20 protein-coding genes and 2 pseudogenes are annotated in these 25431 nt (G+C 42.7%); 11 read left to right on the forward strand and 11 right to left on the reverse strand.

Annotated elements, in window-relative coordinates; translation table 11 throughout:
* Positions 1-21: 21 nt before the first annotated feature.
* On the forward strand, positions 22-1155 hold the full coding sequence (gene rlmC / locus BDE27_RS11365) for a 23S rRNA (uracil(747)-C(5))-methyltransferase RlmC (RefSeq protein ID WP_099131959.1): 1134 nt from the start codon (positions 22-24) through the stop codon (positions 1153-1155).
* An 86-nt stretch (positions 1156-1241) separates the two neighbouring features.
* Here the strand turns inward: rlmC and artM are convergent, their stop codons facing one another.
* From artM to BDE27_RS11390, 5 genes are all read right to left on the reverse strand, one after another.
* Positions 1242-1910, reverse strand: coding sequence for an arginine ABC transporter permease ArtM (gene artM / locus BDE27_RS11370; protein ID WP_099131978.1), 669 nt, complete (start codon positions 1908-1910; stop codon positions 1242-1244).
* Entirely contained in the window at positions 1910-2626 is a 717-nt protein-coding gene (gene artQ, locus BDE27_RS11375) for an arginine ABC transporter permease ArtQ (RefSeq protein ID WP_099131960.1), read from the reverse strand. The genes artM and artQ overlap by 1 nt, the downstream gene beginning before the upstream one ends.
* A 15-nt stretch (positions 2627-2641) precedes the next feature.
* On the reverse strand, positions 2642-3379 hold the full coding sequence (gene artJ, locus BDE27_RS11380) for an arginine ABC transporter substrate-binding protein (RefSeq protein WP_099131979.1): 738 nt from the start codon (positions 3377-3379) through the stop codon (positions 2642-2644).
* Between the two features lie 157 nt (positions 3380-3536).
* A complete protein-coding gene (artP, locus tag BDE27_RS11385) occupies positions 3537-4265 on the reverse strand; it encodes an arginine ABC transporter ATP-binding protein ArtP (RefSeq protein WP_099131980.1) in 729 nt (242 codons plus the stop codon).
* 239 nt (positions 4266-4504) lie between these two features.
* A complete protein-coding gene (locus BDE27_RS11390) occupies positions 4505-5407 on the reverse strand; it encodes a LysO family transporter (protein WP_099131961.1) in 903 nt (300 codons plus the stop codon).
* 220 nt (positions 5408-5627) lie between these two features.
* Between BDE27_RS11390 and BDE27_RS11395 the strand changes: the two are divergent.
* From BDE27_RS11395 to macB, 4 genes and pseudogenes are all read left to right on the forward strand, one after another.
* Positions 5628-5768 (forward strand): annotated as a pseudogene (locus BDE27_RS11395) (DUF2813 domain-containing protein); the annotation flags it as partial.
* Positions 5769-5788: 20 nt separating this feature from the next.
* Positions 5789-5982 (forward strand): annotated as a pseudogene (locus tag BDE27_RS19965) (RNA-guided endonuclease TnpB family protein); the annotation flags it as partial.
* Between the two features lie 362 nt (positions 5983-6344).
* Positions 6345-7490, forward strand: coding sequence for a macrolide transporter subunit MacA (gene macA / locus BDE27_RS11400; protein WP_099131963.1), 1146 nt, complete (start codon positions 6345-6347; stop codon positions 7488-7490).
* Positions 7491-7492: 2 nt separating this feature from the next.
* Entirely contained in the window at positions 7493-9451 is a 1959-nt protein-coding gene (macB, locus tag BDE27_RS11405; protein ID WP_099131964.1) for a macrolide ABC transporter ATP-binding protein/permease MacB, read from the forward strand.
* 58 nt (positions 9452-9509) lie between these two features.
* Here macB and cspD read toward each other — a convergent pair whose 3' ends face one another.
* On the reverse strand, positions 9510-9737 hold the full coding sequence (cspD, locus tag BDE27_RS11410) for a cold shock-like protein CspD (protein WP_074018308.1): 228 nt from the start codon (positions 9735-9737) through the stop codon (positions 9510-9512).
* A gap of 325 nt (positions 9738-10062) precedes the next feature.
* Between cspD and clpS the strand changes: the two genes are divergently transcribed.
* A complete protein-coding gene (gene clpS, locus BDE27_RS11415) occupies positions 10063-10383 on the forward strand; it encodes an ATP-dependent Clp protease adapter ClpS (protein ID WP_099131965.1) in 321 nt (106 codons plus the stop codon).
* A 32-nt stretch (positions 10384-10415) separates the two neighbouring features.
* Positions 10416-12701 carry an ATP-dependent Clp protease ATP-binding subunit ClpA gene (gene clpA, locus BDE27_RS11420; protein ID WP_099131966.1) on the forward strand — a complete coding sequence of 762 codons (2286 nt, stop codon included), beginning with the start codon at positions 10416-10418 and terminating at the stop codon, positions 12699-12701.
* Positions 12702-12848: 147 nt separating this feature from the next.
* Here clpA and infA read toward each other — a convergent pair whose 3' ends face one another.
* From infA to trxB, 5 genes are all read right to left on the reverse strand, one after another.
* Positions 12849-13070, reverse strand: a complete 222-nt coding sequence (infA, locus tag BDE27_RS11425; protein WP_047767507.1) for a translation initiation factor IF-1 — start codon at positions 13068-13070, stop codon at positions 12849-12851.
* Between the two features lie 163 nt (positions 13071-13233).
* Complete coding sequence (gene aat, locus BDE27_RS11430; protein ID WP_099131967.1) at positions 13234-13923, reverse strand: leucyl/phenylalanyl-tRNA--protein transferase; 690 nt, start codon at positions 13921-13923, stop codon at positions 13234-13236.
* Between the two features lie 8 nt (positions 13924-13931).
* Positions 13932-15692, reverse strand: coding sequence for a heme ABC transporter ATP-binding protein/permease CydC (cydC, locus tag BDE27_RS11435; RefSeq protein WP_099131968.1), 1761 nt, complete (start codon positions 15690-15692; stop codon positions 13932-13934).
* 2 nt (positions 15693-15694) lie between these two features.
* Complete coding sequence (gene cydD / locus BDE27_RS11440) at positions 15695-17464, reverse strand: heme ABC transporter permease/ATP-binding protein CydD (protein ID WP_099131969.1); 1770 nt, start codon at positions 17462-17464, stop codon at positions 15695-15697.
* A gap of 103 nt (positions 17465-17567) precedes the next feature.
* Positions 17568-18527 (reverse strand): thioredoxin-disulfide reductase, encoded by a 960-nt coding sequence (trxB, locus tag BDE27_RS11445; RefSeq protein WP_099131970.1) that lies wholly within the window; start codon positions 18525-18527, stop codon positions 17568-17570.
* A gap of 851 nt (positions 18528-19378) precedes the next feature.
* On the opposite strand from trxB, the gene lrp reads away from it, so the two are divergent.
* From lrp to BDE27_RS11465, 4 genes are all read left to right on the forward strand, one after another.
* On the forward strand, positions 19379-19873 hold the full coding sequence (lrp, locus tag BDE27_RS11450; protein WP_004256338.1) for a leucine-responsive transcriptional regulator Lrp: 495 nt from the start codon (positions 19379-19381) through the stop codon (positions 19871-19873).
* A 132-nt stretch (positions 19874-20005) separates the two neighbouring features.
* A complete protein-coding gene (locus BDE27_RS11455; protein ID WP_120211354.1) occupies positions 20006-23389 on the forward strand; it encodes a DNA translocase FtsK 4TM domain-containing protein in 3384 nt (1127 codons plus the stop codon).
* A gap of 72 nt (positions 23390-23461) precedes the next feature.
* Positions 23462-24073: an outer membrane lipoprotein periplasmic chaperone LolA gene (lolA, locus tag BDE27_RS11460; protein ID WP_099131972.1), complete on the forward strand. Its 612-nt coding sequence runs from the start codon at positions 23462-23464 to the stop codon at positions 24071-24073.
* Between the two features lie 7 nt (positions 24074-24080).
* Positions 24081-25424: a replication-associated recombination protein A gene (locus tag BDE27_RS11465; RefSeq protein ID WP_099131973.1), complete on the forward strand. Its 1344-nt coding sequence runs from the start codon at positions 24081-24083 to the stop codon at positions 25422-25424.
* Positions 25425-25431 lie beyond the last annotated feature (7 nt).

The following is a 25431-nucleotide window of genomic DNA, read 5'->3' on the forward strand; positions in this document are numbered from 1 at the left end:
TTTTTGATACGGTTTTTTACGATGCAATGTGCGCAGTATACCGCAGGGCATTGTCACTCTTGCCAGTGGCTCGATAAGTCCTATTCACAGCAATTATCTGATAAACAACAACATTTAAAGCAACTTTTACAGAAAGGATCAGTAGTACATTGGTTGTCACCAGTAACCAGCAAAACAAGTGAGTTCCGTAATAAGGCCAAGATGGTAGTCAGTGGCAGTGTTGAACGTCCATTGCTTGGTATGTTGCATCGTGATGGCAGAACGGTAGATCTTTGTGACTGTCCGCTGTATCCAAAATACTTTCAGACGGTATTTGCAGTCATAAAAACATTTATCGCCAAAGCTGGTTTGGTTCCGTACAACGTTGAACGTCGGAAAGGGGAATTAAAATATATTCTTCTGACGGAAAGTCGCGCTAATGGCGAAATAATGCTGCGCTTTGTCTTGCGTTCGGAAACAAAACGGGCCCAATTAGAGCAGGCTTTGCCTTGGCTGAAGGAACAATTGCCTCAAGCAACAGTGATTTCCGCTAATATTCAGCCAACCCATATGGCGATTCTGGAAGGTGAGAAGGAAATCATTTTTACCGAACGTAAGATGTTACAGGAAACTTTTAACGGCATTCCGTTGTACATCCGCCCGCGTAGTTTTTTCCAGACAAATCCAGATATCGCCTCAGAGCTGTATGCAACAGCAGGGCGTTGGGTTAGGGAATTAGACATTAACAATATGTGGGATCTGTTTTGCGGTGCTGGCGGTTTTGGTCTGCATTGTGCAGATAAAAAGACCCGATTGACAGGGATTGAGATCAGTGCTGAAGCAATTAGTTGTGCTAAAAGTTCTGCCAAAAGCCTGGGATTGGAGCAGGTGGATTTTCAGGCATTGGACTCTACTCATTTTGCCCTTGATAAATCACAAATACCTGAGTTAGTACTGGTAAACCCTCCTAGAAGAGGAATTGGTAAAGAACTATGTGAATATCTTAGCCGGATGGCACCTAAATTTGTTCTCTATTCGAGCTGTAATGCTCAGACGATGGCGGAAGATATCACTATGCTTAAACAATACCGAATAGAAAAAGTACAGTTATTCGATATGTTTCCTCATACCGAACATTATGAAACATTGGCACTGTTAGTTCTTAATGTAAACTAACAACTTTATATCTTGGTTACTCCGTGATAACGATAAGTTATCACGGGTGGGAAAGGTAAAATCAGATAATTAAGTGTGAATGCTGATTAATTGCGATGTTCAAATGATAAGGCCCGCTGTTCAATTATACGCATCAGCAGTGTCAAAAGGCCATTTATACAGAGGTAAATAATACCTGCGGCAATAAATATTGTTGCATCATAACTACGCCCAAATTGAAGCTGGCTGTACCCCATGATGTCTAATAAGGTGATGGTACTGGCTAGTGAAGTGCTCTTGAAAATCAGCACGACTTCATTGGAATAGGAAGAGAGTGCTCGCTTAAGAGCATAAGGTAACAAGATGCGCATAGAATGCACTTTGGACATACCGAGGGCCTGGCAAGATTGCCATTGTCCGGCAGGAATTGCTTTAACAGCCCCGTAAAATAGCAGGGTTGAGTAGGCTGCACTATTCAACGTAAGTGTAACCATTGCACATAGCCACGGCTCTGACATAAGTTGCCAGAACCACGGATATTCTTTGAGCGATGGAAATTGCCCCGGCCCATAGTAAATTAAGAAGAACTGAACGAGGAGCGGGGTTCCGGTAAATAGTGTGATATAGCCTCTTACCAATTGAGAAAGTACAGGCAGTTTCATTGTCAGAATCATGGTCAAGACAATGGATAGTGTGAATGCCGCCAGCAATGCTGAGAAAGTCAAACTGAGGCTGGTTTGCAAGCCGGGTAAAATTTCCTTGATATATTCAAACATCATGAAGCACTCCGTTCAAAATGGGTGGCGCGTATTTCAAGCTGTTTGAGAATAAATTGGCTGATCAGGGTGATTATCAGATAGATCACAGCAACAATTATATACCATGTGAACGGCTCCTGAGTTCGGGTAGCGATACTTTTTGTTTGTAACATCAGATCATTAACGCTGATTAACGAAACCAGGGCAGTGTCTTTTAATAAAACCAGCCATTGATTACCAAGCCCTGGTAGGGCATGGCGCCACATTTGAGGCATAATCAAGCGAAAAAAGGTATGACTTTGGCTTAACCCCAGCGCTTGGCCCGCTTCCCATTGCCCTATTGGAACCGCTTTTAATGCTCCCCTCAGTGTTTGTGAAGCATAAGCAGAATAGAGCAGAGACAGGGCAATAACACCGCACAGAAAAGGACTGACATCAAAGTTGTCAATTTCCATCTGTATTTTAAAGTGCCAAACAATGAGATTGATATCAAAACCTTCCGACAGCGTAATGAGGAGTTGGGAACTGCCAAAATAGATGAAGAGAACAACTAAAATTTCAGGCAATCCCCTGATCAAGGTAACCCAACAGGAGCCTAAAAAAGCAATGGGTTTCCAGCGAATGGATTCCCACGCAGCAAAAAACATTGCCAGAACTAAACCGACAACAAGCGAGGAAATGGCGAGGCCGACGGTGACTCCGGCGGCATTGATTAAAGTGTGAAGTTCATTCATTAGAAAGAATTGAGTTTATTGTTTAAACCATTTTTTGTAGATGGTATCGTAAGTACCATCTTGTTTAACTTCCGTTAATGCTTTGTTCAGTTTATCCAGCAACTCAGTATTACCTTTGCGAACTGCAATACCCAAACCGATACCAAAATAGTTTTTGTCTGTTACCTTATCGCCAACTGTGCTTAACTCTTTATTCTTTTTTAGCCATTCATTGACGACAGCAGTATCACCAAACAACGCATCAATACGACCATTTTTTAAATCAAGGATTGCATTTTGGTAGCTGTCATAAGGTACGGTTTTCAGCTCGTTATGTTGCTCCATCAAATACTTCTGGTGTGTAGTACCATTCTGGGTACCGACTTGTTTACCTTTGAGATCGGCAACTTGAGCAAACTTCCCTTTGATAGCAACGAAAATGGCAGAGTTATCATAGTAGGTTTGGGTGAAATCAACTTGTTTTTTCCGATCCGGTGTGATGTCGATACCCGCCATCAAAACATCAACACGACGGAATTTTAAGCTGGGAATGAGGCTATCGAAAGCCTGGTTGGTGAATGTACATTCTGCGTTGAGCTTTGCACATATGGCATTCGCCAAATCGACGTCGAATCCTTGAATCTGATTATTTGCATCAATAAATTCAAATGGAGGGTAGGTTGCTTCTGTCGCAAAACGGAGCGTTGCTTTCTCTGCTGCGGTTGCTGACAAGGTCACTACACTCAATAGGGCTGCAAACAATAATTTCTTCATAGCAATATCCTGTTGTTTATGAATTTTATGGTTGATAACTGCTTTGATGTTTATTTTGTAATCAACTATCGATATATCTACTTCATCTTTCAATCTGCTACCTTACAGGAATGTAGTAGCTTGAAATCTGTCGAGTTTATAGATCCTGTATGGTATTTCAGTGTGATAAATAGTGAGCAAAGGATTCTGTCTGAGGATGCATAAAATGAGTTGCATCACCTTTTTCAAGAATGTGTCCTTGTTCCATATATACAACTTGGCTTGCTGTTTTGCGAGCAAATTCCACTTCATGAGTCACTATAACCTGAGTGATACCGGTTTCTGCCAGCTCTTTAATAATGTCAATGACTTGAGAAGTGATTTCAGGATCGAGTGCAGCAGTGGGTTCATCAAACAATAGAATCTGAGGTTCCATCATTAATGCACGTGCAATGGCAACCCGTTGTTGTTGCCCACCGGAAAGGTGCAATGGAAAACGGTTGGCGAATTCGCCCAAACGAAGTCGGGAAAGGAGTTTGACCGCTTTTTCCCGTGCTTGTTGTTTAGATTGCTTCAATACTCGGCAAGGTGCTTCAATCAAATTATCCATCACGGTCAAGTGTGGCCACAAATTGTATTGTTGGAAAACCATGCCAACTTTTTGGCGCAATGCGAGAATTTCTTTGTGGTTAGGTTGCTGTTTGAAATCAAATTGGTGCGTTGCCACATTGAGTAACCCGGAACGAGGCAGCTCCAGTAAATTCAAAACACGCAGCAAAGAACTCTTTCCAGCTCCACTAGGCCCTAGCAACACGACAGTTTCTCCCGATGTACATTCAAAATTGATATCGAATAGAGCCTGATGTGAACCATAGAAACAATTTATGTTTTTTAATTGAATGCTCATACGAAAAATATGAATAGTTAATTGGCTGGTCGATATTAATGCTATAAGCATAATTATGCAATGATATCTGCATAAAATTGTTATTTTAATCGAATTGGTTAGTTAACTAATCAATTTGTCGGCATTTTTTAGATCTTTTTTTGCTTTTTATATTAGTTGGGTAGATTAATTTTTATATCGAAAATTTTTTTTATTCAGTTTACGCACTAAACCAGGATGGCTTTTATTGCGTAAACCATTTATTGGGTAAACAATGCGATGAACAAAGGAGTTAGTAAGCTCAATATAAAACCATGAACGATGGCTACCGGTACGATATTGACACCACCACAGCGTTGTAAGATCGGTAAGGTAAAGTCAATTGAGGCTGCTCCTGTTAAACCCAATGCGGTTGAACGGTAGCGATTTATTAGCATGGGAATAAGTATGATGGATGCCAATTCACGAGCTAAATCATTGAAAAATGCGGTGCTACCAAGCACAGGTCCGTAGGCGTCGGAAATTAAAATACCGGAGAGGGAATACCAACCGTATCCTGATGCAATGGCAAGGCCGGTTTTGGTCGGTAATCCCAGTAAAAATGCAGCCAGTACACCACCTAACAGAGAACTAATGGCAACCACGATAGCGATAATCGTACCACGGCGATTCAACAGTGTTTGTTTTAAGCTCATACCGTTATTGCGCAGTTGAATTCCAACTAGAAAGAGTAAAAAAATCAAGGCAATTTCGCTGGCTCGGCTGGAAAAATGAAACACTGACCAGCCTGTTAATCCAATCAGAAATCCCAATACTAATGCACCACATAATTTGACGGAGTCCAGAGCCATATGTAATCGGGAAGGGGGTTTTTCCTGTTTATGTGGATTAATAATCCACGGATCTCGTTTATCCAAGAGGAACAGCGCTAGCATATTAATTATAAAGGTGCACAGGAAAAATGTTGTTGCATACAGCAAGATAGAAAGTAAATGATTGCCCAAGTTTTCCAGCATAGCAAGGCGGATACCCATCAGAATGAGAATGATATAGACCATGACATTGAGTAGCTGATGCACGAGAGTTAGCATCGATTTATTATTCAGATGAATAAGGTAGCCCAGAGCCAAAGGCAGGAGAATAATGATTAATCCTGAATACATGATCCACATCCTTATCCAATAAAAAAACGTCTTTTTATCTAATCTTAATAACGAAAACAAGGCACAAAAGCCAGCAAACATACAGAAACAAAAAAATCACACTAAAATAACAAGTAGGATAAAGGGAAACATACTGAAACTCAAAGCATTTTTTAATCTCTAATAGAACGGGTGTTATAAATAAAATTAAGTAAATCCGGTATGGAAAAGAGAGGAATGTATGTTTCTGGGACGGGTAGAAATTTCTGGTTTTAGGGGGATAAACCGATTACCACGGGTACTTGACGAGAATACGATTCTGATTGGTGAAAATGCGTGGGATAAATCCAGCCTTTTAGCCATCTTTACTAATACCCTGTCATTTTATAAGCTGGTTTTTTAATCGCTCAGTTTGGTGCAGTCCGTTTTGCGTATAAATAACAAGGCGCTGCATATTAAATCTCATATGTACCGCAAGCATAATGTTACGTTGGATCTTAAAAAGGACTTAAAGCCCTGTTTGCTGGCGCGAAAAAGTCTCGAAAATACCCGAGGCTAAACAGTTTGACTCAGTCGCGCTACAAGATGATCTGGTAAAAAGTATGCGGCCACCACGGCCAGAAGTTTCGCGGAACAAATCTGCGATACCGATAGGAATCGATTAACTGCTTTACCTGCATTGGATATGGAGAATTTTTTGTACCGAGTTGGTTTTAGTGATGCATATCACAAAATAGCAAATATGCTGGGAGATGCCAAAACAAGCATTACAACGTTCTTCTAAGCCTGTTTTGGCTGGCGGGAGGGAAAGTCAATTGAACGTAATTTTGGCTACCTATTTTGTTTTTTTAAAGAATACATATCAGAAATATCCCGTTGATAGAGTTTGTTTATGTCCTATACAGTAAAGTTCAAGTGAAGTCATTAGATTGCATATTTTAATGGTAGGTATTTGTTGATGAAACTTCTTTTTGCCAAGTATCGCTGGATTGGAGCTGGGCTTATTCTCATAGCTATTGCTTCTGTGTGGTTCTATTTCTTCTATCTGCCGAAGCCTATCACATATCAGACGAGTGCAGTGATAAAGGGAGATTTCGAAAGAAGTGTCCTGGCGGTGGGTAAATTGGATGCGGTCAGTAAAGTTGATGTAGGGGCTCAGGTTAGTGGTCAGTTGAAAGAACTCTATGTGAAATTGGGAGATAAGGTTAAGCAAGGCCAATTATTGGCATTGATTGATCCACAGACAGCAAAAAACACTGTGGCTGAAATTCAGGAAACAGCAAAATCACTGGAGGCTAATCTCCGTGGAGCGCAGGCTGAACTAAAACTTGCGCAGCTCAAAGTCAATCGCGTGAAGCATTTGTTTAAATTACATTTAATTTCCCAGCAAGAATTGGACTCCAGCATAACAGATATGCAGTCTAAATCCGCCAGAATTGACGACTTGGCGGCGCAAATTAAGCAAAATAAGGCCAAACTTGATACGGCAAAAACGAATTTGCAATATACCAGAATTACTGCCCCAATCGAGGGCATTGTGACAGATATTAAAACATTCCAGGGACAAACCGTGATTGCTGCACAGCAAGCACCGACCATCCTGACACTCGCAAATCTTGATACTATGATTGTTAATGCAGAAGTATCAGAGGCCGATGTCATCAATTTAGAGTCTGGACAGAAAGTCTCATTTACCATCTTAGGCGCGCCAGGGAGGCAATTTCACAGCGTCCTGAAAGATACCCTGCCAACACCACAAGTTGAGAATAACGCTATTTTCTACTATGCCCGCTTTGAAGTACCTAATCCCGAACATATTTTACGTTTGCAGATGACTGCGCAAGTAAAAATAGCGCTTCAGACTTTGCATAATGTGTTGATGATCCCAATTTCAGCTTTGGAAATAGCTTCTCACCAATATACGTCTTCAACTCAGCATGTACTTTCTACGCAATATGAAGTGAGTGTTTTGCATAATGGCAAAGCAGAAAAACGTAAAATCACAATAGGAGCCTTTGATAACGCGAATGTCCAGGTGCTCTCTGGGTTGAAGGAAAACGAACGAGTGATCACCAGTCGCAGTGATAGCAGCGTAGAGGAGTAATAATGGGTACATTACTGGAACTAAAAGGCGTTAGTCGTAATTATCCCGCTGGAGAAGGGCAAATCACTGTTCTGGATAATATTTCGTTATCTATACAGGCCGGAGAAATGGTGGCTATTGTTGGCGCTTCCGGTTCAGGTAAGTCTACTTTAATGAATATACTTGGTTGTTTGGATAAACCTAGCAGTGGAGAATATTGGGTTGCGGGAAGAAATATTGTTGATTTGGATAGTGATGAATTGGCAGAGTTACGCAGGGAATATTTTGGGTTCATTTTTCAGCGCTACCATTTATTGACTCATTTAACCGCCGAACAAAATGTTGAAATTCCGGCAATTTATTCTGGTGTTTCCAAAATACAACGTCGTGAGCGGGCGATTGAATTGCTAAAAAGACTTGGATTGGGGAATCGGATTGATTATCGACCAAGCCAGCTTTCAGGTGGACAGCAACAACGAGTCAGTATTGCCAGGGCACTTATGAATGGTGGTCAGGTCATCCTTGCTGACGAACCAACCGGAGCGTTGGATAGTACTTCCGGTCAGGAAATGATGGATATCTTGAAGAAACTCTGTCAACGAGGACATACGGTTGTTATTGTTACCCACGATCCTAAGATTGCTGCACAGGCTCAAAGGGTGATTGAGATTAAAGATGGGCGTATCATGAGTGAGGTACTCTCTTCTGAACACCACAAATTACCACATATTCCTTCTTCTGTAGAGACAAAAACTGTCAATGTAAAAACCTCTTCAGTGCAACAAATCTGGGGACGTTTTAATGAAGCTTTATTGATGGCATGGCGTGCTATGAATGTGAATAAGCTACGGACGCTACTGACAATGCTTGGAATTATAATAGGCATTGCTTCTGTCGTCACGATCGTAGTGATTGGTGATGCGGCAAAATCGATGGTGTTATCACATATTAAATCTATTGCCACTAACTCGATATCAATTTATCCAGGAAAAGATTTTGGCAGTGATAACGCTTTGGATATGCAGGCACTGAAACTTACTGATATTCCGGCAATAAAATCTCAGCCCTATGTTCAGGCAGCTTCTCCCGAATTTATGAATAGCGGGCGTTTGCGTCAAGGCAATATAGATGCTAAAGCACAAATATCGGGGGTAGGAAGTGATTTTTTTCAGGTATATGCAATGAGGTTTTCTCAAGGCATTCCTTTTACTTCAGACATGATTGAACGTCAGTCTCAAGTGGTTATCATTGATGATAATACACGTAAGAAGTTCTTTCCTTACCAGGATAATGTGGTAGGCAAAGAGTTACTGTTAACAAATATGCCCTTGACAGTGATTGGTGTAATTGCTAACGGGCAAAGTCTTTATAGCAGTAATACATTACAAGTTTGGGTGCCTTACAGTACGATGAATAGCCGTTTGATGAATCAAAATTACTTGAATTCGATTGTTGTCAGGTTAAAAGATGGCTATGTGTCCAACGAAGTAGAAGAAAAACTTAATCAATTGCTGATATTCCGTCACGGTAAAAAAGACTTTCACACTTATAACGTGAATAAGACCATTAAAATAATGGATAAAACAACCCGGACGATGCAAATGTTTTTAACATTAGTTGCGGTAATATCCTTGGTTGTCGGGGGAATTGGTGTCATGAATATCATGTTGGTATCCGTTACCGAGCGTACAAGGGAGATTGGTATTCGTATGGCAGTAGGGGCCAGAACCAGTGATATTATGCAGCAATTCCTTATTGAAGCTGTTTTGGTTTGTTTAATAGGGGGGATACTGGGGATTATTCTGTCATACAGCGTTTCTTTTATGGTGCAATTGATGTTACCGAACTGGGATTTCGTTTATAACTTCATTGCATTTATCATTGCATTTGGTTGTTCAACGGCAATAGGGATAATCTTTGGTTTCCTACCTGCAAGAAATGCAGCTCACCTCGATCCTATAGAAGCACTGGCAAGGGAATAAAATAGCACGCCACAAATAAGCTTATTTGTGGCGTGGAAATTACAAATTTATCGGGTCACTATTTTTTTGATTTTGAACCATTTTCCAGAGGTACAATAAGGCTGGCATGGTTACCTTTGGGGCCTTGATGAACGCTAAAGTTCACTTTTTGCCCTGCTTTCAGCGTCCTATAACCATCCATCTGAATGGTTGAATAGTGAGCAAATATATCCTCGCCCCCGCTGGCTGGGCAAATAAATCCAAAGCCCTTTGCATTATTGAACCATTTAACAGTACCTGTTTCCATACTTCTCTATCCCTCGTATCACGATTTCGGGTTTAGGAGTCACTAAAAATTTTAAAATATGAACAAACGCCCAGATAGAAAGCGGTGTTCATAAAATATACTGTAGTGAAATTCATTACGTCGTCAAGCATATAAACAACGTCAGGCTGTCTCAAATGGCTAAAGTTTGATATAGATAACGGTATCCGATTTTTAGGCAAAATCCTGATCTGCTAATCAAGGGAGGGGTAAGCAGAGTGCTTTATGAAGTGATAAAATATATAGCAGTAGAATGAATAAGTTCATACTAAAATCCAGCGGACAGTTAATACCCAGCGGAAGAATAATGACTGAGTTTTATAACGATTTGAAAGTTGAAGAATTTATTGAGGATGATGTAAAACAAGAACTACAACCACCATCAATGTATAAGGTTATTCTTAACAATGACGATTATACCCCTATGGAGTTTGTGGTTGACGTATTGCAAAAGTTCTTTTCTTATGATGTTGAACGAGCAACGCAACTAATGCTGGATGTCCATTACAAAGGGAAAGCAGTTTGCGGAATTTATACGGCAGAGGTCGCAGAAACTAAAGCTGCGCAAGTGAACATGTATGCTAAGGAGCACGAGCATCCGTTACTTTGCACGCTGGAAAAGGTTTGATCTGGCTTACTGAAATTTAGGAGGAGGTGCTTATGCTCAATCAAGAACTGGAGCTTAGTCTCAATATTGCTTTTGCCAAAGCAAGGGATAACAGACATGAATTTATGACTGTAGAGCACCTGTTGCTGGCGTTGTTAAGTAACACATCAGCGCGAGAAGCACTGGAGGCTTGTAAAGTCGATTTGGCGATGTTACGCCAAGAATTAGAAAGTTTTATTGCACAAACCACCCCCTTGTTATCTGAAAATGATGACAGGGATACACAACCTACATTAAGTTTTCAGCGTGTTTTGCAACGTGCGGTATTTCATGTTCAATCTTCGGGGCGTTCGGAGGTCTCTGGGGCGAACGTCTTAGTTGCCATTTTTAGTGAACAGGAATCCCAGGCTGCTTATTTACTGCGTAAGTATGACGTCAGTCGTTTGGATGTTGTAAACTTTATCTCTCATGGAACGCGCAAAGATGAATCAGATAATGATGTTCACCACAGTATCAATCCAGTTCAGGAAGAGCCGGTAATTAGTGAAGATCGATTGGAAAATTTCACGACCAATCTGAATCAACTGGCACAGAAAGGCCAAATTGATCCGCTTGTTGGCCGTCAGAATGAATTGGAGAGAACTATTCAGGTACTCTGCCGTCGCCGCAAAAATAATCCTCTGTTTGTTGGAGAATCGGGTGTTGGTAAGACGGCCATTGCTGAGGGGCTTGCATGGTGTATCGTACAAAAGAATGTTCCTGAAGTGATGCAGGATTGTACCATCTATTCTCTTGATATTGGCTCATTGTTGGCGGGAACAAAGTATCGCGGTGATTTTGAGAAGCGCTTCAAGTCTTTGTTAAAAACATTGGAGCAGGACAGTAAAAGCATTCTCTTTATCGACGAAATCCATACTATTATTGGAGCAGGTGCCGCATCGGGTGGGCAGGTGGACGCAGCTAATCTCATTAAACCGCTGTTGTCCAGTGGGCGTATACGGGTAATTGGCTCAACGACTTACCACGAATTCAGCAATATTTTTGAAAAAGATCGGGCTTTGGCTCGCCGATTCCAAAAAATTGACATTCTTGAGCCTTCTTCTGAAGAAACGGTACAAATTATCAATGGGCTGCGTGCTAAATATGAAGCACACCATGATGTTCGTTATACAGCGAAGGCCATTCGGGCAGCAGTTGAGTTATCTGTGAAATATATTACCGATCGCCATTTACCGGATAAAGCCATTGATGTTATTGATGAGGCTGGTGCAAGGACCAGATTAGTGCCAGCTAGCCGCCGTAAGAAGACGATCAATGTTGCCGATATTGAAACTGTTGTTGCTCGCATAGCCCGTATTCCAGAAAAAACAGTGTCAGCCAGTGATAAAGATGTATTGAAGTCACTGGATGAACGTTTGAAAATGTTGGTCTTTGGTCAAGAAAAATCGATTGTTGCTTTGACGGAAGCCATTAGGATGAGCCGTGCTGGATTGGGACAGGATCATAAGCCAGTAGGATCTTTCTTGTTTGCAGGGCCAACGGGAGTGGGGAAAACAGAAGTTACAGTCCAACTTGCCAAGGTTTTGAATGTCAAATTATTGCGATTTGATATGTCAGAGTATATGGAACGCCATACTGTCAGTCGGTTAATCGGTGCTCCTCCGGGTTATGTTGGGTATGATCAGGGAGGCTTATTGACCGATGCAATCATCAAACATCCTCATTCTGTTCTGTTACTGGATGAGATTGAAAAAGCCCATCCTGATGTCTTTAACCTGCTGTTACAGGTTATGGATAATGGTACATTGACTGACAATAATGGCCGCAAGGCGGATTTCCGCAATGTTATTTTGGTGATGACAACCAATGCAGGGGTACGTGAAATACAGCGTAAATCCATTGGATTCACTGAACAGGATAACAGCCCGGATGGTATGGAAGAGATAAAACGGATTTTCACACCTGAATTCCGCAATCGTCTTGATAGCATAATCTGGTTTGATGCGCTCTCTCCTGAAATTATTCAGCAAGTTGTTGATAAATTTATCGTCGAGTTACAAGCCCAACTGGATGAAAAAGGCGTCTCTTTGGAAGTCAGTGCAGCAGCCCGCCAATGGTTATGTGACAAAGGTTACGATAAGGCGATGGGAGCACGACCTATGGCCCGTGTCATTCAGGACAATCTTAAAAAACCACTGGCGAATGAGTTGCTATTTGGCTCTTTGGTGCATGGAGGCTCAGTCAAGATTAAACTTGATAAAGCTAAACAGACATTGGTATACGATTTTAAGAGTGCCCAAAAATCGAATAAAAAGAGATCAGAAGATGCAGTATTGTAACATGTTATATAGATATAAATGGAATAAGCATAAGTAGTATCAGTGATAGAAACTGATAACTGACTGGTGATAAAAAGTAAAAATTAGCAGCTACACCACAGGTGAATTTTGAAAAGTACGATCACCTGTGGTGCTAAGGTATCTTAATCAGCGGCTACGGAAAGTAATGCGTCCTTTTTCCGGATCATATGTAGTTAGCTCAACTGTAACCTTGTCTCCTGTCAGGATGCGGATATAGTTCTTGCGCATTTTTCCTGAGATATGAGCAGTGACAATGTGTCCGTTGTCTAATTCAACGCGAAACACAGTATTTGGCAGTGTTTCTAAAACAGTACCTTGCATTTCAAAATTAGTGTCTTCTTTGGCCATCTAATCCTCTAAATGTAACAACCATAGTTTTTAACCGGCAAGATAATGCCGAAAAACCATCACTATGTAAAGGAATGTCGTATTTTAAGCCATCATTTTACATACGATAATATGATGGCTAATGACATTCCCACCATGAACAGCATTTATTTCTAAGAGATGATTATAAATCCAGCTTTTGTACAGACCAGCATCCTGATTGCAATGACTGCTTTCTTAATTGATAAAGATGCTGGAGAAACTTTTCTCTCGGAATATTTTTAGCACCCAATGATTCTGTATGGTGATTTAATACCTGACAATCAAATAGTTGGCCGCCATGACGTAAAAAATGGTGATAGAATGCGACAAAAGCACACTTGGAAGCATTCTCCATTTTGCTAAACATCGATTCACCGCAAAATAGTGCACCGACACAAACGCCGTATAAACCACCCACAAGTTGATGGTCATGCCAGACTTCAATTGAATGAGCTAATCCTTCTTTATGTAAGGTTTGATAACCTTTTTGAACATCTGACCCAATCCAGGTGCCTTCTTGTCGTTGAGCACAATTATATATCACTTCATCAAAAGCATAGTTTACCGTAATTTGGTAAGTATGTTTGTGAATAAATCGACGTAGTGTTCGGCCAATATGCAATTCTCCTGGAATCAACACGGCCCTGGGATCGGGAGACCACCATAAAGGCGGCTCATCAGGCGAATACCAGGGAAAAATCCCCCCATGATACGCTACTCGTAAACGTTCTGCACTTAGATCTCCTCCAAATGCCAATAAACCATTGGGTTCAACCAGCGCATGAGTGGGATGGGGGAATTCATATGAGTTACCCAGTTGAGCTATCGACATAAGTTGAATCACCTTTGCTCAGGATAGCTCTGTAGCTGATAAAATTGTTGCCGCTGATAAAATTGATAGTAACGTCCTTGTTGAGCCAGTAGCGCATTATGCTTACCTTGCTCGATAATACGCCCTCCATCCATAACGCAGATTTGATCCATGAATTGCAAGCCTGTGAGTCGATGGGTAACGATAATCAAAGTCTTATGCTGACAACTACGGTGTAGTAGCGACAGAATTTGCTGTTCTGTATCAGCATCGAGTCCTTCAGTTGGCTCATCCAGCAGCATTAAAGGGGCATTATGCAATAATGCTCTGGCAATACCTAAGCGCCGTTGTTCCCCACCGGAAAGCTGACGCCCACCCTCACCCATCCAACAGTTTAGCTTTTTATCAGTGTCTAGCAAGTATCCTAAACCTACTTGTTGCAGTACGGTTGTTAATTCATCGTCACCAGCACCTGGTTTTGCCAATAAAAGATTTTCACGCAAAGTATGGCTAAAGACATGTATCCGCTGGGGAACGATAGACATCATTGAACGCAATGTTAACTCATCATAGTGGGAGATAGGGTGCTGATTGAGTTGAATCTCACCGCTATTGACATCCCAGGCACGCGTCAATAATTGCAAAAGCGTGGACTTACCACATCCTGTTTTTCCCAGTAAAGCAATATGTTCGCCTGATGTCAGGGATAGCGATATATTTTTCAATACTGGCTGTGGCTGGCCCGGGTAGATGAAATCAACATCTTTTATTTCAAGGCTGAACCCGCTATTTGCTTGCGGTCCATGAGAAGGAAAGGTGACTTCCGGTTTTTGGTGCATCAACTGAGAAACACGCGTCGCAGATGCAATGACTTGCCCCATGTGCTGGAATGCCACTGTGACTGGCCCAAGTGCTTCGAACGCAGCAAGGGTGCAAAATGTAAACAGTGCGATTAATGCGCCCGCCTGACTATTTTCTCCCATACCTGCCGCTGCTAGCCATAGTATCAGCGTCACTGTCATTCCGGTGGAAAAAATCATGATAGCTTGTGAAAGTCCGGTCAAATTGGCTTGTTTTTGCTGGCTTTTCAACCAATCATTTTCAATCTCTGTCATGGATTGACGAAAGCGTCTGAGTGCGCCAAACACGCTTAATTCAGCTTGCCCCTGCAAAGCGCTGGTAAGTAATGTACGATACTGACCGCGTTGTTGAGTAATGTTTCTGCCATAGGGTTTTCCTGCGTGGTAAAACACGCAAGGTAATATCAGTAGCAACCCTAACATAATACCGCCAATAGTATAGGCGAGGGTGATATCAAGGAAGCTCAAGCCGAATGTTAGAGCGAGAATGACGACGAATGCGGCGAGGACGGGGGAAATAACGCGCAGATACAGGTGATCCAGTGTTTCGACATCTGCAACAAGCCTATTTAATAACTCACCTTGACGAAAACGAGCAATGCCTCCAGGAGAAAGAGGGAGTATTTTTTGAAACGCGAAAACACGTAAATGCGCTAATACCCGGAATGTTGCATCATGGCTGACAAGCCGCTCACCATAACGACCAGCAGTGCGAAAAATGGCCGCGCCGCGAACACCGGCAGCAGGCAGCATATAGTTAAACGTATATAACCCTGCGAACCCCGCCAGGGCTGTGCCAGCAAGGAACCAACCAGAGAGTGTTAGCAATCCAATACTGGCTAGCAGCGTCACAATCGCCAATAGCATACCTAAGCTGATGAGGAACCAATGGCGACGGTAAAGCACGAGAAATGGGAGTAATACACGCATGATTAAAGCTCCACACTACGGTGAGATAACAAACGAGAAAATACACCTTGAGACTGGCTTAAAGTTTGATAATCACCTTGTTCAATAAGCAATCCATTTTCCATTACCCAAATCTGGTCATATGATAGCGTTTCTTCTAGCAAGTGAGTGACCAATAATGTGGTTTGTTGATGCGAAGCCTGATTTAAGGTCATCATCACACGCTGTTCGCTATGGGCATCAAGGCTAGCGGCGGGTTCATCTAAGAGCAATAATTGGCAATGATTTAACAACGCTCGTGTTACCGCAATCCGCTGGGCTTGTCCGACAGACAGACGAGCAGCGTTGTCACCTATCACCGTATTTATTCCATCTGGAAGGTCGTTAATAAACTCACTGACATAAGCCCGTTCCATCACATCATTGATTTGCTCTTGCGTTGCGTCATATTGACCAAGACGGATATTATCAAGCAGTGTCTGTTCTGGCAGGTGTGGGTTTTGCCCAATCCAACTTAAGCGTTCACGCCATTTGGTGAGACTGAGTTCACGCAACTCAATTCCATTGATTTTCAAGGAACCATGATAAGGTAAGAATCCCAGCAATACATTGATCAACGAACTTTTGCCCGCACCACTTTTTCCAACCAGAGCAATCCGCTGGCATTTATCAATGGTAAAATTCAAAGGACCAGCAAGACGATGTCCATCGTGGGACATAATTTCCAGTCCGCAGGCCTCAATGGTAACGGGTTCTTTATCTGATAGTGTTTTCTCACCGCTACTTGCGGCCTGTTCTCCATCGCTGCTAAGTAAGGTGAAGAGCGATTCTGCCGCTCCGACTGCCTGGGCTTTGGCGTGATAAAACGTACCTAAATCGCGCAGTGGTTGAAAAAACTCGGGTGCGAGGATTAACGCGAGGAAACCTGTAAACAACGTAACACCCACGCCATAGCTACCAAAGTGCAATTCTCCCAAATAGGAAAAACCAAAATAAACAGCAACAACGGCAATAGAAATTGCGGCAAAAAATTCTAAAACTGCTGAAGATAAAAATGCCATGCGTAGAACTTCCATTGTTCTGCGGCGAAAGTTTTCTGTTGATTCAGCGATTTGTTCAATTTCTGCTTCCCCTCGATGGAACAGGCGCAAAGTTTCCAAACCCCGTAAACGATCGAGAAAATTACCGCTTAATCGGCTGAGAGCAACAAAATTGCGCCGATTGGCATCTGCGGCCCCTAAGCCCACCAATGCCATAAACAGTGGAATCAATGGCGCGGTTACAAATAAAATCAATCCTGCGGCCCAATTAATTGGAAATACAGTAACCAGGATTAAGATAGGGATCATCGTAGCAAGAGCAATTTGAGGTAGATAGCGAGAGTAGAAATCCTGCATGTCTTCTATCTGCTCCAGGATAATGGTTGCCCAGCTTCCTGCGGGTTTCCCCTTAACCCACATTGGACCTAGTTGTTCAAGTTTATCCAGTACCATATTGCGAATTTGTTGGCGTACAACTTTGCCACAAATAAATCCGACACGTTCCCGAACGGCATTGACAATCGCCCGTAATGTAAAAGTAACAGCCAACATTAGAAATTGGTCGATAAGGTTTTCACGGGGAACATTATCCATAATCAGGGCTTGCAGGATTGTCGCCAAGAGCCAGGCCTGGGAAATAATCAGCAATCCACTGATTAAGCCAAGTAGCATTGATAAACGAAGCCATCGACGGGCGGGGGCAGTTTGCTGTTTCAGCCATCGAACAAGTTCAGATTGTCTTGTTTTGTCCATAAGAAAAATTTCTGATTAGCGGGTGATGATACGGAATATCAAAACAAGCTGTATGTTACCTGTTAAAAAGCGCTATCGGAATAGCGCTTTGGGGAAAGATAGATTATTTGGTTGCCAGCCCGTCAAGGAAACGTTCAGCATCCAGTGCAGCCATACAGCCTGTACCAGCTGAGGTGATAGCTTGGCGATACACATGATCCATCACATCTCCAGCGGCAAAGATACCTGGAATAGAAGTCTGGGTGGCATTACCATGCAAGCCAGATTGGACTTTGATATATCCGTTTTCCAGTTCCAGTTGACCATCAAAAATGCCAGTGTTTGGACTATGGCCGATGGCGATGAAAACGCCGGTAACATCCAGTTCTTCGGTATTGTCATTTTTCGTATCACGAATGCGGATGCCAGTAACACCCATATCATCACCCAGAACTTCATCCAACGTACGATCAGTATGCAGAATAATGTTGCCGTTCTTCACTTTTTCCATCATACGGTCAATCAGGATTTTCTCTGAACGGAAAGTATCACGACGGTGAATCAAATGTACTTCAGAGGCAATGTTTGCCAAATACAGTGCTTCTTCAACGGCAGTATTGCCCCCACCGACTACAGCAACCTTTTGTTTGCGATAGAAAAATCCATCACATGTTGCACAGGCAGATACACCACGACCTTTGAAAGCCTCCTCGGAAGGCAATCCGAGATAACGGGCTGAAGCTCCTGTCGCGATGATTAAAGCATCGCAGGTATATTCCTGATCATCACCAAATAAACGGAATGGTCTGTTTGAGAAATCAACGTTCTGAATATGGTCAGAAATGATTTCTGTTTGAAATTTTTCGGCGTGTTGGAACATGCGCTCCATCAAGCCAGGGCCAGTCAGCCCTTCAGGATCTCCGGGCCAGTTCTCAACTTCAGTCGTGGTGGTTAATTGGCCGCCTTTTTCAACCCCAGTAATGAGGACCGGATTTAGATTAGCGCGGGCTGCATACACAGCAGCGGTATAACCAGCAGGACCTGAGCCAAGAATGATAAGTTTACTGTGTTTGGCTGTGCTCATGAATACCTCATTTCCATTATCGCATATTGCAGATTTGGGGATTGTAGGAGAAATAATAAGTTAAAAAAAGCGATTATCAGATAAAATATTCATGTTATTAACGATTTTACCGATAGATAGTAACTATGATGTAATCGTATTGTAAGAGACGATTGTTTAACTTTCTGAATTGAACGTCATTTATACATATGAGACATAAAACAAGCTATCGAAACGATTTACTGAAAATTTATTTGGCAGGTTGTTCTGATTTTTGTTCATTTACTTTGACAATCGGCTGTGCATTTGCGAAAACATCTGTGTAAGAGATAATTATCTCTCTTGCTAATCAATTGTTTCTATAAAATAGACAAACTAGTGTGGGTGATTTTCTCATAGAATATAAAAATTGCCGTTAAGCTGTTTCTGAAAAACCTAGTGTTTTGGGAGCTAGTATCTTGAGAGATAGTGTTCTGGGAAATGGTGTTTCTGAGAGACAATGTTCTGGTAAATCGTGTCGTATTCCTAATGGATTTCAAGTTGTAGTGCGGCGACAAGGGAACAAAACCTCAAGCGCATAGAAACTAATATGAGTGATGAGTGGCTGATATATGAGTAACTGAGTGATTGGGGTGAGTGAGCACAGCTAACATAGCAGCAACTTGGAAAGCAAAAGGGATAATTGATCGAATTCTGGGAGATTGTGGTATGGGAAATTGTATTCTGGGAGATTGTTTCTAGAGTTGTAGTAGTCCTTAAACCTTGGTTACAGATTAAGCGTTAACCTTTGAAGACATCTTTTCCAGCTCAAGCGCTTGAAAGAGATAGGGAAAATGTTTTAGGTGTAGGAATATTAAAGAGAGAGCAATAAGATGATAGATAATAAGAAGCGTCCAGGAAAAGATCTTGATCGTATAGATCGTAATATCCTTAACGAGTTGCAAAAAGATGGCCGTATTTCTAACGTGGAGTTATCCAAGAGAGTTGGTTTGTCACCAACACCTTGCCTGGAGCGTGTGCGTCGTTTAGAGCGTCAGGGCTTTATCTCTGGCTACACGGCTTTGTTGAATCCTCATTATTTGGATGCATCATTGCTGGTATTTGTTGAAATTACGCTGAACCGCGGTGCAGCAGATGTATTTGAACAATTCAATACTGCTGTTCAGAAACTAGAAGAAATTCAAGAATGTCATTTAGTTTCTGGTGATTTTGACTACTTGCTGAAAACACGCGTGCCAGATATGTCTGCATATCGTAAATTGCTCGGAGAAACTCTGTTACGTCTTCCTGGTGTTAATGACACACGTACTTATGTTGTAATGGAAGAAGTGAAGCAGAGCAATCGTTTAGTGATTAAGACTCGTTAAGCTTTCATCTAAAATGTACAGATGCAAAACAGGAAAAATTTAGGTACACTCCTGTTTATGCATACAGTTTCAACGCTGAGCTATCCTCAGCGTTGTTCCGTTTAATCAACAGAAAAACCTGGAGAGCCTTTCTTGAACCAGGAATATACAGAAGACAAACGTGTTAAGTTAAAGAAGATAAGCAGTGGCCGCCGGCTTCTGGAAGCCGTTCTGTTGGTTATTGCTATCTGTGCTGTGTACTTGATGGTAGCACTTATCAGCTTCAATCCATCTGATCCCAGCTGGTCACAGACGTCATGGCATGAACCCGTCCACAATTGGGGTGGCAGTGTTGGTGCTTGGTTATCTGACACGCTATTCTCGGCATTTGGTATTCTTGCCTATGCAGTCCCGCCATTTATGTTGTTAGGTTGCTGGAATGCTTTCCGTCAGAAAGATAGGCAAGAGTACATTGATTTCTTCACACTTGCATTACGCGTCATTGGTGCTTTGGCCCTGATACTGACATCATGTGGTTTGGCTGCCCTCAATATTGATGATTTAAATGATTTTGCTGCTGGCGGAGTCATTGGGAATTTGTTCAGCAATGCGATTCTGCCTTGGTTTAACATTCTGGGGGCAACATTGGCTTTGCTTGGCATTTGGGCTGTTGGACTCACATTGTTTACAGGATGGTCATGGCTCACGATTGCAGAAAAAATTGGTGCAGTTATTCTGGATTCACTGAGTTTTGTCGTCAATCGTGGCCGCAATAATGCTGAATATGACGAAAATGATTTAGAAAATACGTTAGTTTCCGAACACTCAGCCAGTGAACAAAAACCCGCGGAGCATGCAGATAAACATGAAATGGTTATATTTACTGAAACACTAGATGAAGATGATGCATTACTGACAGCTCCAACGTTAGCCGAATTAGCTAATACAGATCCAGCGTTACCGCCTGCATCAGCTTCTCCAACCGCTCCAGCATTGGATCAACCTCAGGAACAAGAACCTGCTCACTATTCTTTTGAATTGCCGGATAATGACCAATCAGGTACAAATCCACAATCCGATGACTTTTCTCAGGCTATTTCAAATCTATCCACAAACAGTTCTGCTGGCACGAATACGCATTCACAAGATGATGTCACAGAGACGTTTACTCTTCCTGCAAATGATAATGTCAATTTGAAAAATGCGGCAGCGGATATTGCCAGCTCTGCTGTTGTGACGAGAAATCCACAGGTTAAACAAGGTATTGGTCCTGAAATGCCGCGCCCTAATCCTGTTAGGATACCGACACGTCGCGAATTGTATGGTATCAAAGTGCCTTCTCACCGTTTGGCAGAACACATGCAACGGAAAGAAAAAGAGAGACAGAATGAGCTGGTTGCAGAAGCTAATGAACAGCGAATGGATGCCCAACAGCAAGACATGTTGCGTCAGCAATTCCTTGAGCAGCAACGCGAGCGCTATGGTGCTGATTTTGAGGAAAGAAACAGAGAGTCAGAGTCTCGTGAAGCAAGTACGCCGATCGATAAACAACCAACGGTAGCTGATGAGTTGACGAAAAATAGCATAGCTGGACAGACTATAGACGAACAGCCAGTAGATGAACAAAAAGCGCAGGAAGAAGCGTTGCGGATAGCGTTTGAGCAACAGCAACGCGAACGTTACCAACTGAATCAATCTGAGCCTACTGAGTTTGTATTTATGTCAACAGAGCCACCGGCTCAACAAATTCAGGAAAAAAATACAGCGATTGTTCTTGATTCTCACGCATCGAGAAATCAGCATACTTTTGCGCAGCAACCGCAGCAACCGCAGCAACCGCAGCAACCGCAGCAACCGCAGCAACCGCAGCAACCGCAGCAACCGCAGCAACCGCAGCAACCGCAGCAACCGCAGCAACCGCAGCAACCGCAGCAACCGCAGCAACCGCAGCAACCGCAGCAACCGCAGCAACCGCAGCAACCGCAGCAACCGCAGCAAGATAGTTTGTTCCATCCATTTTTGATACGTAATGATCAGCCATTGCCAAAACCAACGACGCCGATGCCTTCTTTGGATCTTTTGGCTGAACCCCCGGCGGAAGAAGAACCGGTTGATATGTTTGCGCTTGAGCAAACCTCGCGTTTAATTGAAGCGCGTTTGAATGATTATCGTGTTAAAGCGGATGTTGTTGGATTCTCTCCGGGGCCTGTCATCACACGATTTGAATTGGATTTAGCTCCTGGGGTGAAAGCTTCGCGTATTTCTAACTTAGCGCGTGACCTTGCTCGTTCGCTTTCAGCGGTAGCTGTCCGTATCGTGGAAGTTATTCCGGGGAGACCTTATGTTGGTTTGGAATTACCCAATAAAAAACGCCAAACAGTTTATCTGCGGGAAGTTTTGGACTGTGAGAAATTCCGTGATAACCCTTCACCGTTAACCATCGTCTTAGGAAAAGACATTGCAGGGCAGCCGGTTGTGGCTGACTTGGGTAAGATGCCTCACTTACTGGTAGCAGGAACGACAGGTTCGGGTAAATCGGTAGGGGTCAATGCGATGATCCTCAGTATTCTGTATAAAGCGAAACCGGAGGATGTTCGCTTTATTATGATTGATCCGAAAATGCTTGAGTTATCGGTTTATGAGGGCATTCCACATTTATTGACTGAAGTTGTCACCGATATGAAAGATGCAGCCAATGCATTGCGTTGGTGTGTAAATGAAATGGAGCGACGTTATAAGCTGATGTCAGCTTTAGGTGTGCGTAACCTTGCGGGCTATAACGATAAGATCAAGCAAGCCGAAAATATGGGGCGGCCGATCCCTGATCCGTTCTGGAAACCAGGTGACAGCATGGATGCGACGCATCCTATGCTGAAAAAAGAGCCTTATATTGTTGTCATGGTTGATGAATTTGCCGACTTAATGATGACAGTCGGGAAAAAGGTGGAAGAATTAATTGCACGCTTGGCTCAGAAAGCACGAGCGGCAGGTATCCACTTAGTATTGGCAACTCAGCGCCCTTCTGTTGATATTATCACCGGACTGATTAAGGCAAATATTCCGACACGTATTGCATTTACAGTATCCAGTAAAATAGATTCCCGTACCATTCTTGATCAAGGTGGTGCAGAATCATTGCTTGGCATGGGAGATATGCTTTATTTGGCGCCAAACTCCTCCATTCCTGTACGTGTTCATGGTGCATTCGTGCGCGATCAAGAAGTACATGAAGTAGTGAATGACTGGAAAGCCCGTGGCCGCCCTCAATATATAGACAGTATTGTCAAAGGGGGAGAAGACGGTGAAGGCAGTATGGGATTTGATAGCGATGAGGAGCTAGATCCCCTGTTTGATCAAGCGGTTGAATTTGTGGTCGAAAAACGTCGTGTCTCTATTTCGGGTGTGCAACGTCAATTCAGGATTGGATATAACCGAGCGGCTCGGATTGTCGAACAAATGGAAGCACAACAGATAGTGAGTGCGCCTGGGCATAATGGCAATCGTGAAGTTTTGGCACCTCCGCCCCATGAACATTAATTATCGCTGTGAAATGTAAACAGTATCGACAATTGATGGCTGATAATAAAACGAATTGAAGGTATCTTGCACATGAAAAAACTGATGTTGATTGGTTGTCTGATGATGGGTATGAGCATAGGTTCTGCTTGGGCTGATGCGACGCAGGATCTGCAAGGGCGTTTGGGAAAGGTGAATAGTTTTCATGCCAGTTTTACTCAAACAGTAACTAGCAATGATGGTTCAACAGTCCAACAAGGAGAGGGAGAGCTTTGGATTAAACGCCCTAATTTGTTTAACTGGCATATGACATCACCTGATGAGAGTGTTTTGGTTTCTGATGGTAAGACACTGTGGTTTTATAATCCTTTTGTTGAACAGGTGACTGCGAATTGGTTAAAGGAAGCAACGGGAAATACGCCATTTATGCTGATTGCACGCAATGATCCTGCCGACTGGAAACAGTACAAGGTTATGCAAAACGGTAATAGCTTTGAGCTGACGCCTCATAATGCCAATGGTAATTTAAAACATTTTTCAATTACCGTGACACCAGAAGGAACAATCCAAAAATTTACTGCCGTTGAACAGGATGGGCAAAAAAGTGCTTACCAATTGAAAGGGCAGCAAAATGTAAACGTGGGTGCGGAAAAATTCAAATTTACCGTACCGGAAGGTGTCACGCTGGATGATCAACGCCAGTGAGGTTTAAGTGAACAATCTTTCTCTCGATTTTTCACAAAATGAATTTCAGCCACTGGCCGCAAGAATGCGGCCAGTCACATTAGATCAATATATCGGCCAGCAACACTTACTGGCGGAAGGAAAACCTTTGCCGCGAGCAATCCGAGCAGGTCATCTTCATTCTATGATTTTATGGGGACCGCCTGGAACAGGAAAAACAACACTGGCTGAAATTATTGGTTATTACGCGCAAGCTGATATTGAACGCATTTCGGCAGTCACTTCTGGCATAAAAGAAATTCGTGAATCCATAGAAAGAGCACGACAAAATCGTAATTCAGGGCGTAGAACCATCTTATTTGTTGATGAAGTTCATCGATTTAATAAAAGTCAGCAGGATGCGTTCTTACCACATATTGAAGACGGTACGATCACATTTATTGGTGCAACCACCGAAAATCCCTCCTTCGAATTAAATTCAGCTTTGTTGTCACGGGCTCGTGTCTATTTATTGAAATCACTTTCGCCGGTAGAAATTGAACAGGTGCTTATTCAGGCCATTAATGATACAGAGCGTGGCATTGGCGGGCAAAATATCGTATTACCGGATAATACTCGCCAAATGATAGCAGAGCTTGTGGCGGGAGATGCACGCCGCTCACTGAATTTGCTGGAAATGATGTCGGACATGGCAGAAACGAATGCGCAAGGGCAGCGGGTTTTGACGCCAGAATTACTGAAAGAAGTAAGCGGGGAAAGAAGTGCCAGGTTTGATAATAAAGGTGATCGATATTACGATTTAATTTCTGCTCTGCATAAATCAATTCGTGGTTCAGCACCTGATGCCGCACTTTACTGGTACGCCCGAATTATTACCGCAGGCGGTGATCCCCTTTATGTTGCCCGTCGGTTACTGGCAATTGCTTCTGAAGATGTGGGTAATGCTGATCCACGCGGAATGCAGATAGCTATTGCTGCATGGGATTGTTTTACGCGTGTCGGAGCGGCTGAAGGAGAGAGAGCGATCGCACAGGCTATTGTCTATCTTGCATGTGCACCGAAAAGTAATGCTGTTTATACCGCATTCAAGGCAGCTATGGCGGATACACAAAACAAACCGGATTATGACGTTCCTGCCCATTTGCGTAATGCTCCGACTAAGCTGATGAAGGAAATTGGGTTTGGTGAAGAGTATCGCTACGCCCATGATGAAGCGAATGCATATGCCGCCGGTGAAGTCTATTTTCCGCCAGAAATGCAACAAACACGTTATTATTATCCGACTGCCAGAGGGCTGGAAGGTAAGATAGGTGAAAAGTTAAACTGGCTAATGGAACAGGATCAAAATAGCCTAATAAAACGCTATCGTTAATTTTCTT

The organism is Xenorhabdus ehlersii, from assembly GCF_003610465.1.
In the GTDB taxonomy this organism is placed as follows: domain Bacteria; phylum Pseudomonadota; class Gammaproteobacteria; order Enterobacterales; family Enterobacteriaceae; genus Xenorhabdus; species Xenorhabdus ehlersii.

Bases quoted from the DNA above. Each gene is read 5' to 3' on its own strand.
- rlmC (WP_099131959.1), top strand. From the start codon at position 22: ATGCAATGTGCGCAGTATACCGCAGGGCATTGTCACTCTTGCCAGTGG.
- artM (WP_099131978.1), bottom strand. From the start codon at position 1,910: ATGTTTGAATATATCAAGGAAATTTTACCCGGCTTGCAAACCAGCCTC.
- artQ (WP_099131960.1), bottom strand. From the start codon at position 2,626: ATGAATGAACTTCACACTTTAATCAATGCCGCCGGAGTCACCGTCGGC.
- artJ (WP_099131979.1), bottom strand. From the start codon at position 3,379: ATGAAGAAATTATTGTTTGCAGCCCTATTGAGTGTAGTGACCTTGTCA.
- artP (WP_099131980.1), bottom strand. From the start codon at position 4,265: ATGAGCATTCAATTAAAAAACATAAATTGTTTCTATGGTTCACATCAG.
- BDE27_RS11390 (WP_099131961.1), bottom strand. From the start codon at position 5,407: ATGTATTCAGGATTAATCATTATTCTCCTGCCTTTGGCTCTGGGCTAC.
- macA (WP_099131963.1), top strand. From the start codon at position 6,345: ATGAAACTTCTTTTTGCCAAGTATCGCTGGATTGGAGCTGGGCTTATT.
- macB (WP_099131964.1), top strand. From the start codon at position 7,493: ATGGGTACATTACTGGAACTAAAAGGCGTTAGTCGTAATTATCCCGCT.
- cspD (WP_074018308.1), bottom strand. From the start codon at position 9,737: ATGGAAACAGGTACTGTTAAATGGTTCAATAATGCAAAGGGCTTTGGA.
- clpS (WP_099131965.1), top strand. From the start codon at position 10,063: ATGACTGAGTTTTATAACGATTTGAAAGTTGAAGAATTTATTGAGGAT.
- clpA (WP_099131966.1), top strand. From the start codon at position 10,416: ATGCTCAATCAAGAACTGGAGCTTAGTCTCAATATTGCTTTTGCCAAA.
- infA (WP_047767507.1), bottom strand. From the start codon at position 13,070: ATGGCCAAAGAAGACACTAATTTTGAAATGCAAGGTACTGTTTTAGAA.
- aat (WP_099131967.1), bottom strand. From the start codon at position 13,923: ATGTCGATAGCTCAACTGGGTAACTCATATGAATTCCCCCATCCCACT.
- cydC (WP_099131968.1), bottom strand. From the start codon at position 15,692: ATGCGTGTATTACTCCCATTTCTCGTGCTTTACCGTCGCCATTGGTTC.
- cydD (WP_099131969.1), bottom strand. From the start codon at position 17,464: ATGGACAAAACAAGACAATCTGAACTTGTTCGATGGCTGAAACAGCAA.
- trxB (WP_099131970.1), bottom strand. From the start codon at position 18,527: ATGAGCACAGCCAAACACAGTAAACTTATCATTCTTGGCTCAGGTCCT.
- lrp (WP_004256338.1), top strand. From the start codon at position 19,379: ATGATAGATAATAAGAAGCGTCCAGGAAAAGATCTTGATCGTATAGAT.
- lolA (WP_099131972.1), top strand. From the start codon at position 23,462: ATGAAAAAACTGATGTTGATTGGTTGTCTGATGATGGGTATGAGCATA.